We start from the raw sequence: 298 nt of genomic DNA on the forward strand, positions 1-298 counted from the left end.
AGTTTTCTGGCCACCAGCTTAATGGCTTGCTTAGCATCAGGCGTATTTTGCACAGTTAATTGAGTTAGGTTACCAATGGCAGACCAATCTCCCAATAACGCAGCTGACCAGTTAGCAGTGAAAACAATATCCGAAGCTTGATGAGTAAAGTAAGACCGCAAGTCTGCGAGTAAATCCTGTCTACCTAATTCGCCAATAACGCGTAATATAGGCGCCAGCTCATTAGCACTATTTAGCGCACTTTGCAGGGCTTGTTGCGGATCTTTTCGTTGCAAGGCAAAAACGCGTACTCCCAATT

Annotated in this window: 1 protein-coding gene; it reads right to left on the reverse strand. The window is 45.0% G+C overall.

Features of this window, described 5'->3' with window-relative positions; genetic code table 11:
- Positions 1–275: hypothetical protein (locus tag J0A66_RS22795; protein WP_206576071.1), on the reverse strand; the 275-nt coding region annotated here is incomplete at its 3' end.
- Between the last annotated feature and the right edge of the window lie 23 nt (positions 276–298).

It is taken from the genome of Bowmanella dokdonensis, assembly GCF_017254865.1.
Lineage (GTDB): Bacteria > Pseudomonadota > Gammaproteobacteria > Enterobacterales > Alteromonadaceae > Bowmanella > Bowmanella dokdonensis.